This is a genomic window from Cupriavidus sp. GW823-FHT07A04, assembly GCF_058794615.1.
Window position 1 is genome coordinate 18,328 of sequence record NZ_JBXAHA010000041.1, and the last position, 10,327, is coordinate 28,654.

General features: G+C 66.0%; 8 protein-coding genes. All 8 read left to right on the forward strand.

The features are described 5' to 3' along the window. The first annotated feature begins 6 nt into the window (after nt 1-6). A complete protein-coding gene (gene asd, locus AC1Q7Q_RS39725; RefSeq protein WP_492376531.1) occupies nt 7-1,143 on the forward strand; it encodes an aspartate-semialdehyde dehydrogenase in 1,137 nt (378 codons plus the stop codon). Between the two features lie 326 nt (nt 1,144-1,469). After that, a complete protein-coding gene (locus tag AC1Q7Q_RS39730; protein ID WP_492376530.1) occupies nt 1,470-4,352 on the forward strand; it encodes a motility hub landmark protein FimV in 2,883 nt (960 codons plus the stop codon). Between the two features lie 188 nt (nt 4,353-4,540). Then, complete coding sequence (gene truA, locus AC1Q7Q_RS39735) at nt 4,541-5,365, forward strand: tRNA pseudouridine(38-40) synthase TruA (RefSeq protein ID WP_492376529.1); 825 nt, start codon at nt 4,541-4,543, stop codon at nt 5,363-5,365. Continuing rightward, nucleotides 5,349-6,050: a phosphoribosylanthranilate isomerase gene (locus tag AC1Q7Q_RS39740; RefSeq protein ID WP_492376528.1), complete on the forward strand. Its 702-nt coding sequence runs from the start codon at nt 5,349-5,351 to the stop codon at nt 6,048-6,050. Before truA ends, AC1Q7Q_RS39740 begins: the two co-directional genes overlap by 17 nt. Before the next feature lie 127 nt (nt 6,051-6,177). Continuing rightward, a complete protein-coding gene (gene trpB, locus AC1Q7Q_RS39745; RefSeq protein WP_492376527.1) occupies nt 6,178-7,371 on the forward strand; it encodes a tryptophan synthase subunit beta in 1,194 nt (397 codons plus the stop codon). Then, the gene (locus AC1Q7Q_RS39750) at nt 7,371-8,279 is read left to right on the forward strand and encodes a DNA-methyltransferase (RefSeq protein WP_043347990.1); all 909 of its coding nucleotides are present in this window, start codon (nt 7,371-7,373) and stop codon (nt 8,277-8,279) included. Before trpB ends, AC1Q7Q_RS39750 begins: the two co-directional genes overlap by 1 nt. Before the next feature lie 2 nt (nt 8,280-8,281). Continuing rightward, a complete protein-coding gene (gene trpA, locus AC1Q7Q_RS39755; RefSeq protein ID WP_492376526.1) occupies nt 8,282-9,079 on the forward strand; it encodes a tryptophan synthase subunit alpha in 798 nt (265 codons plus the stop codon). Nucleotides 9,080-9,261: 182 nt separating this feature from the next. Then, a complete protein-coding gene (gene accD / locus AC1Q7Q_RS39760) occupies nt 9,262-10,134 on the forward strand; it encodes an acetyl-CoA carboxylase, carboxyltransferase subunit beta (protein WP_043347984.1) in 873 nt (290 codons plus the stop codon). Nucleotides 10,135-10,327: the final 193 nt, after the last annotated feature.

Sequence of the window (10,327 nt, forward strand, 5' to 3'; positions counted from 1 at the left end):
TTAGTCATGATTGTAGGTCTCGTCGGCTGGCGAGGAATGGTCGGCAGCGTCCTGATGCAACGCATGCAGGAAGAGCGCGATTTCGACCATATCGAGCCCGTATTCTTCAGCACGTCCAACGCTGGCGGCCAGGCTCCGGCCATGGCCAAGAATGAAACCAAGCTCAAGGACGCGAACGACATCGAAGCGCTGAAGAAGTGCGACGTTGTCCTCACCGCCCAGGGCGGTGACTACACCAACGAGATTTTCCCGCAGCTGCGCGCAGCTGGCTGGAAGGGCTACTGGATCGACGCGGCGTCCTCGCTGCGGATGAAGGACGATGCCATCATCGTGCTGGATCCGGTCAACCTTGGTGTCATCAAGGACGCGCTGGCGAAGGGCGTCAAGAATTTCATCGGCGGCAACTGCACGGTCAGCTGCATGATGATGGGCCTGGGCGGCCTGTTCCAGCACGACCTGATCGACTGGATGACGTCCATGACCTACCAGGCTGCTTCGGGCGGTGGCGCGCAGCACATGCGCGAGCTGCTGACGCAGTTCGGCACGCTCAACGCGTCGGTCAAGTCGCTGCTGGATAACCCGGCATCGGCCATCCTGGAAATCGACCGCACCATCCTTGCAACCCAGCACGGCCTGTCCTCCGACGAAACCAAGCAGTTCGGCGTGCCACTCGCTGGCAACCTGATTCCCTGGATCGACAAGGACCTGGGCAACGGCGTGTCGAAGGAAGAATGGAAGGCCGGCGCCGAGACCAACAAGATCCTGGGTCGCGGCGAAGGCTTCCTGGGCGCGACCGGCGCTGCGCCGATCGCCGTGGACGGCCTGTGCGTGCGCATTGGCGCCATGCGCTGCCATTCGCAGGCGCTGACCATCAAGCTGCGCCGCGACGTGCCGCTCGATGAGATCGAAGCCATGCTGGCCGAAAACAACCAGTGGGCCAAGGTGGTGCCGAATACCCGTGAGGCCAGCATGACCGACCTCACGCCGGCCGCCGTGACCGGCACCCTGACCATTCCGGTGGGACGCCTGCGCAAGATGCAGATGGGCGGAGAATACCTCTCGGCCTTCACCGTCGGCGACCAGCTGCTGTGGGGCGCCGCCGAGCCCCTGCGTCGTATGCTGCGCATCCTGATCGAAGCCTGAGCCAGGGACTTGCTCCCAAGCAGCGCTTGAGTCATGTCTTGGTCCATGTCTTGAGGCTCCGCGCAAGGCCTCCGTGGTTCCGTTGCAGCAAGGCAACAGAAACCACGGGCTTTGATAACAACGCCGCGCCTGTGCGCGGCGTTGTCACGCCCAGCCGCCTATTTTTCTCGGTGTTGCGTCACAATACAGGCGGCATATGCCGGGCTGCGGGGCGGTCATCCGCACGTCCGTACGAGTTGGCGCGGGGCTCAGTCGGGACGCTAACTTGCTGCGCTAAACCATTGATGTTAAGTTAATTTCACTACTAGAACACAACGGAGCACAAGGTGAGTGTGAGCCAACATCGCCGGAAAGATGCGCCTACCGCCCGCCAGCGCTGGTCAACGCTGGCCTTCACGGCACTCGGTTTGCTGCTCGCGCAGCCGGCCGCGTATGCCGCGGGGTTCGGGCAATTGCGGGTACAGTCGAATCTGGGTCAGCCGCTGCAAGCGGAAATCGATATTAGCGGCGTCAGTGCGGAAGAAGCGGACGGCCTGGCCGTCAAGCTGGCGTCGCCCGATGCATATGCCAAGGCCGGCCTGACATATCTGCCTGCGGTCAGCAGCCTGCGGCTGCAGGTCGAGCGCCGCCCCAATGGGAGCTATGTGGCACGGGTCCGGTCAACCCAGCCGCTCAGCGAGCCCTTTGTCGACATCCTGGTCGACATGACATGGGCGAGCGGCAAGGTGTCGCGCGCGTATACCTTCCTGCTGGATCCGGCAGGAGCCAAGCCTTCCAACCAGACATTCTCGCCAACCACCGTAGTGCAGGCGGGCACGCCCGACGAATCGGGCGCCACCAGCCCGGCGGCGCCCGCGCCAAGCGCCGCGCCCGTGCCCGCGCCGTCGGTGCAGGCTCCGCCTCCCGTGGCGGCCAGCCCGGCGCCACGGCCCCAGGCCAAGGCTCCAGCGCCGCGTGCGCACCGCGCCGCCACGCAGGCTTCGGCGGACGGTGCTGCCGCGGCTGGCGGCACCTACACCGTGCAGCGAGGCGACAACCTCTCCGCCATTGCCGGCGAGGCGTCCCAGGGACAGGATTCGGTATCGCTGGACCAGATGCTGGTCGCGCTTTATCGCAACAATCCGAACGCCTTCGTTGGCGGCAATATGAACCGCCTAAAGGCGGGCGCCGTGCTCAAGGTGCCTAGCCAGCAAGAAGCGCAATCGGTCACGCCCCGCGCGGCACGCCGCGAAGTGGTGGCGCGCACGCAGGGCTTCGACGCTTACCGCAGCCGCCTGGCTACGGCGGCGGCGGGGCGCTCGGTCGAGGCCGGCAGTGGCCGCGAACAGTCGGGCAACGTCACCGCGCGCGTGCAGGAACAGGCCGCCCCGGCCGCCGGCCCACGCGACGAGCTCAAGCTCAGCAAGCCCGATCGTGCCAGCCAAGCTGCTGCCGCTGCGGCAACCGAAGCCACTATCGCCAAGGAGCGCCAACTCAAGGAGGCCGAGGCACGCCTCGCGCAGCTTGAGAAGAACGTGACCGACATGCAGCGGCTGGTCGAGCTGAAGAACGCCGAGATCGCCAAGCTGGCCCAGGTACAGAAGGGGGCGGGCAAGGACTCGGCCGCCGCACCTGCAGCTCCCGCCGCCGCACCTGCCGTGGTTCCGGCTGAGGCCGCTAAGGCCGACGCTGCCGCGCCGGCCCCGGCAACGGCCAGCGCTGGCACCAGCGCGGCCACGGCCGCCGCGGCAGCGGCGCCGCTCGCAGCATCCCCGGCGTCCGCGCCTGCGGCCACCGCTGACGCCAGTAGTGCTGGCACGAATGCCGCGGACGCCACCGTTGCGGCTGCCGCCAGGCCTGCTGCCGCTTCCGCGCCTGCCGCCAAGCGCCCGCCGGTCGTGACGCAGCCCGCGCCGGTGGCCCAGCCGTCCTTCATCGAAGACCTGCTTGCCAATCCGATGCTGCTGCCAGGCGGCGGACTCTTGATTGCCCTGCTGGGCGGCTACGCGATCTATCGCCGGCGCCGGCAACAGAAGACCAGCGACAGCGCGGCCTTCGGGGACAGCATCCTGTCGCAGGAAAGCACCGTCATGGCCGGCGGCAATTCGCTGTTCGGCACCGCGGGCGGGCAGAGCGTGGACACCTCGCAGCACAGCGTGTTCGGAGCGGATTTCCGCATTGGCAACAATGCCGCGGAAGCCAACGAGGTCGATCCGATCGCCGAGGCCGATGTCTATATCGCCTACGGGCGCGATGTGCAGGCCGAGGAAATCCTGCGCGAAGCCTTGCAGCAAAACCCTGAGCGCCAGGCGATCCGCCTCAAGCTCATGGAGATTTACAACACTCGTCAGGATGTGGAAGGTTTTCGCGTGATTGCAGAAGAAATGTTCGCCCAGACTGGAGGACACGGGGCGGAGTGGACACAGGCAGCGGAGATGGGGCGTAGCCTCGATCCGAACAATGCCTTGTACTTGAATGTGGCGCCCGATGTCGCGTCGGTTGACACCACTACCTTGCCGGCCGATCAGTGGCGCACCCACGATCCGTCGCAAGACCTGGCGGCGGCACCGCGTGAAACCCCGCTGGCGGACCTGGCAGACTTCGCGCTGCCGCTGGATGGGTTCCCCGCGCCGGCAGCCGGTGCGCCGATCACCGCGCCCGAGTCCGCCTCGCGCGTGTTCGGCAATGGCGAGGCGGCGCCTTCGGCGCTAGCCGCGCGCCTGGACGATGGCCTTGGCCTGGATCTGCCCGAGGCCGATGCCATCGGTGCTCATGACGGTCATGACGACATCCCGGCGCTGGATACGCCTACGCGTAGCCGTCCGCTCGACTTCGACATGTCCGGCATCTCGCTGGACCTCAGTCCGGCGGGCCATGCCGACGCGCGTGCCGACAGCCCGGCGCAAGTGCATGACGAGGCACGTTCCTCGTTCGGCTCGTCCCTGCCGGCGCCGACCATGCTGCGCGACGGCAAGCTGTCCGAGCCGATCGATCTGTCCCGCGTGAGTGCGGAAAGCGGGCTCGACACGGCGCGCGGCATCTCGCCGAGCACGTTGTCGGCCGACTCCGCCGATGGTGGCCGCGACATGCAGATCAAGTTCGACCTGGCCCGCGCCTATATCGAGATCGGCGACAAGGAAGGCGCGCGGGAATTGCTGCAGGAAGTGGTGGAGCAGTCGCAGGACCCGCTGCTGACCGAAGCCAAGACTTTGCTGCGGGACGTGGCCTGACAGCCAAGCTGTAGAATGGCGGGCTGTGCGCAAGCGATGCGCCCGGCAGCTCGCCACCAATGCGCCGGGAGCGTGGCTCCCGGCGCATTTGTTTTTTTGCGAGCCGGCAGCCGGGCGATCCTCATCGGCGCCGCGCCGTTTTCGCTAGCTCCCGTTGATCGTCAATTTCCGTCGTCAATTTCCGCCCCATGACCCGCATTGCCCTCGGCCTCCACTATGACGGCGCCGCCTTCTCCGGCTGGCAGTCGCAACCGCACCGCAATACGGTGCAGGACCGGCTCGAGGACGCCATCGCGCAGTTCGCCGGCAGCCGGGTGCCGACCACGGTGGCGGGCCGCACCGATACCGGCGTGCACGCGCTCGGCCAGGTGATCCACATCGACACCGAGCTGACGCGCGAACCGTTTTCCTGGGTGCGCGGCGTCAACGCCTTCCTGCCGCCCAGCATCTCGCTGCAATGGGCAAAGCCGGTGGACGACAGCTTCCATGCGCGTTTCCTGGCCTTCGAGCGCATGTATTACTACGCGCTCTACGTGGGGCCGCACCGTGTGCCGCTGGTGCACGGCAGGGCGGGCTACCTGATGCTGCCGCCAGGCAAGGGCCTGGACGTCGACGCCATGCGCACGGCCGCGGGCTGCCTGCTGGGCGAGCACGATTTCTCGGCCTTTCGCGCCGCCGAGTGCCAGGCGAAGTCGCCGGTCAAGACCATGTACGACATCACCTTGAAGGCCGACGGCGACTGGTTGTTCGTGCGCTTTCGCGCCAGCGCCTTCCTGCACCACATGGTGCGTAACCTGATGGGTTGCCTGGTGGCGGTAGGGCGGGGGCGCAACCCGCCGGAGTGGCTGGCCGAAGTGCTAGCAGGGCGCAACCGCGCCAAGGCAGCGCCCACTTTCATGCCCGACGGCCTTTACCTGGCCGGGGTGAAGTATCCTGAGCAGTACCAGATCCCGGTCGCCGAGACGGCCGCCAGCCTGTTTCATGGAGTGTTTGCCAATGACCCAGTTGCCTGAAGCAGGCAGCGCGCCGAGCCGCACCCGCATCAAGATCTGCGGGCTGACGCGCGAGGACGATGTCCGCGCCGCGGTCGATGCCGGCGCCGACGCGATCGGCCTGGTGCTCTATCCGGGCAGCCCGCGCTTTGTCGAGGTGGCACGCGCCGCAGCGCTGGCCGAAGCTGCCGGCCCCTTCGTGTCGGTGGTGGGCCTGTTCGTCAATGCCGAGGCCGATCATATTGCCCATGTGGTGGAGCGTGTGCCGCTTACGCTACTGCAATTCCACGGCGACGAGCGCCCCGAGGACTGCACCCTGGTGGCCCAGCGCTGCCGGCTGCCGTTTCTGCGCGCGGCACGCGTGCAGCCGGGCCTCGATTTGGTAGAATTCGCAGATCTGCATCGTGATGCCGCCGCCTTGCTGCTTGATGCCTTCGTCGAAGGCTACGGCGGTGGCGGGCACGTCTTCGACTGGACCCTGATACCCCCGGCATGGCTTCCGCCCACCCACAACCCGACCGCAAGCGCCGCTCCTCGGATCGTTTTGAGTGGTGGGTTGAACGCGCAAAACGTCGCTGGCGCGATTGAGCGCGTGCGGCCCTACGCTGTCGATGTAAGCAGCGGCGTGGAGGCTGCCAAAGGCGTGAAAGACCACGCCAGGATTGCCGCCTTCGTGCGCGCGGTGCGCAGCGCGGATGCCGGGTGAGTCAAGTCGCCGTCCAGGCGCTCGGCCTCCCGCATATCCCCCGCAAACCGCACCTGCCCCGCGCACGACCCTAACGTCATCGGGCCCCTGCCAGAACGGCAAGGGCCCTGTTCAGAAGAGCTGACTCATGTACGACCTGCCCGATTCCCGTGGCCATTTCGGCCCCTATGGTGGTTCCTTTGTATCCGAGACCCTGGTGCACGCGCTGGACGAACTGCGCGAAGCCTATGCGCACTTCCAGAAGGATCCTGAGTTCGACGCGGAGTACCGCCGCGAGCTGAAGCATTTCGTCGGCCGCCCCTCGCCGATCTATCACGCACAGCGCTGGAGCGAGATGCTCGGCGGCGCGCAGATCTATCTGAAGCGCGAAGACCTCAACCACACCGGTGCCCACAAGATCAATAACGTGATTGGCCAGGCACTGCTGGCCAAGCGCATGGGCAAGCCGCGCGTGATCGCCGAGACCGGCGCCGGCCAGCACGGCGTGGCCACCGCGACCATCGCCGCGCGTTTCGGCATGGAGTGCGTGGTCTACATGGGCTCGGAAGACGTCAAGCGCCAGGCTGCCAACGTCTACCGCATGAAGCTGCTGGGTGCCACCGTGGTGCCGGTGGAAAGCGGCTCCAAGACCCTCAAGGACGCGCTCAATGAAGCCATGCGCGACTGGGTCACCAACGTCGAGAACACCTTCTACATCATCGGCACCGTGGCCGGCCCGCATCCTTACCCGATGATGGTGCGCGACTTCCAGTGCGTGATCGGCGAAGAGGCCAAGGTGCAGATGCCGGAGATGACGGGCCGCCAGCCCGATGCCGTGATCGCCTGCGTGGGTGGTGGCTCCAATGCCATGGGCATCTTCTATCCGTACATCGAGCACAAGGATGTGCGCCTGATCGGCGTGGAGGCCGCCGGCGACGGCCTGGAAACCGGTCGCCACGCCGCCGCGCTGATCGGCGGCTCACCGGGCGTGCTGCACGGCAACCGCACCTACCTGCTGCAGGACGCCAACGGCCAGATCATCGAGACCCATTCGATCTCCGCCGGCCTGGACTATCCCGGCGTCGGCCCCGAGCACGCATGGCTCAAGGATATCGGCCGCGCCGAGTATGTCCCGATCACCGATGAGGAGGCGCTGAAGGCTTTCCACGACTGTTGCCGCATCGAAGGGATCATCCCGGCGCTGGAGTCCAGCCACGCCATCGCCTACGCCTGCAAGCTCGCGCCCACGCTGCCCAAGGACAAGCTGCTGCTGGTGAACCTGTCCGGCCGTGGCGACAAGGACATGCATACCGTGGCCGAGCGTTCGGGGCTGACCCTCTGATGCGCGACTTTCTCCCGCCGGGCGCCGCTGAAGGCGGCGCCCCTTCCGCGCCCATCGCCGCACCGCAACTGACGCTCTACCAGGAAGACGTGCTGGAAGGCATCAAGCGCATTGCCGACGGCTCCATCGACCTGATCGTGGCAGATCCGCCCTATGGCCTGGGCAAGGACTACGGCAATGACTCCGATCGCCTGTCCGGGGACGCCTACCTGGAATGGTCCGCGAGCTGGATCGATGCGGTGGTGCCCAAGCTGGCGCCGCGCGCCTCGCTCTACCTGTTCTGCACCTGGCAATACTCGCCGGAGCTGTTCGTGATGCTCAAGCAGCGCCTGACCATGATCAACGAGATCATCTGGGACCGGCGCGTGCCGAGCATGGGCGGCACCACGCGCAAATATTCCTCGGTGCACGACAACATCGGCTTTTTTGCCCGGGCCCGCGACTACTACTTCGACCTCGACCCGGTGCGCGTGCCGTACGACGCCGAGACCAAGAAGGCGCGCAGCCGTCCGCGCTTCGAGGGCAAGAAGTGGCTGGAGGTTGGCTATAACCCTAAGGACCTGTGGAGCGTGCCGCGCATCCACCGGCAGGATCCGGAGCGCGCCAATCACCCGACCCAGAAGCCGTTGCATATCGTGCAACGCATGGTGCTGGCCAGCTGCCCGCCGGGCGGGCTGGTGCTCGATCCGTTCACCGGCAGCGGCACCACGGCCGTAGCCTGCGCGTTGCACGGGCGCCGCTTCGTCGGCTTCGAGATGAATCCCGACTATGTCGACGTGGCGCGCGCGCGCGTTGCGGCATGCATCACTACGCCGCAGGCCGCGCCCGCTACCCTGAACATCGCAGCCGCGAACGATGAGCCCCTGCTGGCTGCCTCGTCCACGCCGCTGCCCACTCTCGCTCAATGACCATGTCCCGAATCAAAACGACTTTCGCGGCGCTGGCCGCGCAGAACAAGAAGGGCCTGATTCCGTTCATCACCGCTGGTGACCCCGAGCCCGGCCTGACCGTTGCGCTGATGCACGCGCTGGTGGCGGGCGGGGCCGACGTGATCGAGCTTGGCGTGCCGTTTTCCGACCCGATGGCCGACGGCCCGGTGATTCAGCGTGCCTCCGAGCGCGCGCTTGCGCAGGGCGTGACGCTGACCAAGGTGCTGGCCTGGGTGGCCGAGTTTCGCCAGACCAACGCGGCGACACCCGTGGTGCTGATGGGCTACGCCAACCCGATCGAGCGCATGGGCGAGGAAACCTTCGCCAAGGCCGCGCGCGCCGCCGGTGTCGATGGCGTGCTGGTGGTCGACTATCCGCCCGAGGAGTGCGAGTCCTTCGCCGCGCAGATGCGTGCCAACGAGATGGACCCGATCTTCCTGCTGGCGCCGACTTCCACCGACGATCGCATCGAAGCCGTGGCCAAGCTGGCCAGCGGCTACCTGTACTACGTGTCGCTCAAAGGCGTAACCGGTTCGGCCACCATCGACCTCGACAGCGTGGCCGAGCGCATTCCGCTGATCAAGCGCCATGCCAACCTGCCGGTGGGCGTGGGCTTCGGCATCCGCGACGCGCAGACCGCGCGCACGATCGGCAGCGTGGCCGACGCCGTGGTGATCGGCAGCCGCCTGGTGCAATTGCTGGAAGATGCGCCGCGCGACCAGGCGGTACAATCGCTGCGGTCGTTCATCGCGGAAATCCGCCAGGCGCTGGATGCCTGAATGTGATTGAAGTGCCGCTGCCCGTGTCGACGCACGGGCGGTGAATGCAGCAAAAAACACGGATTTTGACGGCCGTTGTGCCGCAACAGGCGCATCGCCCCGGCGGAACGGGGACTGCGGACCGCAGGCATGGTAAATTCGCGGCCTGACATGTTCCGCACATGTGCCGAAAGGAGCCTTTCATGAGCTGGTTGGATAAACTCCTCCCTCCCAAGATTCAACAGACCGACCCCTCCACCCGCAAGGGCATTCCGGAAGGGCTGTGGGTCAAGTGCCCGTCGTGCGAGTCGGTGTTGTACCGGACCGACGTCGAGGCCAACCTCCACGTCTGCCCCAAGTGCGACCACCATATGCGCATCCGCGCCCGCGCCCGCCTCGACGGGCTGCTGGACGCCGAAGGCCGCTATGAAATCGGCCAGGAAATCCTGCCGGTCGACGCACTGAAGTTCAAGGACACCAAGAAGTACCCGGACCGCATCAAGGCCGCCATGGACGACACCGGCGAGACCGATGCCATGGTCGTGATCGGCGGCGCCATTCACACCATTCCGGTCGTGGTGAGCTGCTTCGAGTTCGAATTCATGGGCGGCTCCATGGGCTCGGTGGTGGGCGAGCGCTTCGTGCGTGGCGCCCAGGCGGCGCTGGAGCAGAAGGTGCCGTTCATCTGCATTACCGCCACGGGCGGCGCACGCATGCAGGAAAGCCTGCTGTCGCTGCTGCAGATGGCCAAGACTACGTCCATGCTGAACCAGCTGTCGAATGCCAAGCTGCCGTTCATCAGCGTGTTGACCGATCCCACCATGGGTGGTGTTTCGGCCAGCTTTGCGTTCCTGGGCGATGTGGTGATTGCTGAGCCCAAGGCGCTGATCGGCTTTGCCGGTCCCCGCGTGATCGAGCAGACCGTGCGCGAGAAGCTGCCTGAGGGCTTCCAGCGGGCTGAATTCCTGTTGCAGAAGGGTGCGATCGATATGATTGTCGATCGTCGCAAGCTGCGGGATGAGTTGGCGCAGTTGCTGGCTTTGCTGCAGAAGCAGCCGGCGGATGCGGTGGCATAAGGGTTGGGTTGGTTGATGGTGATTAGGCGCGGACTGGGATGTTCGCGCTTTTTCGCTTTATGGGGTGGGGGCTTGGCTGCAACTGCAAAATCAGCTTCAGCTACAACCGCTTAACTTCAAGGGCAACTGCAGTTTCACCTCCCCTGCGGGGAGGCGACCTACTTTCTTGTCTCGCCAAGAAAGTAGGCAAAGA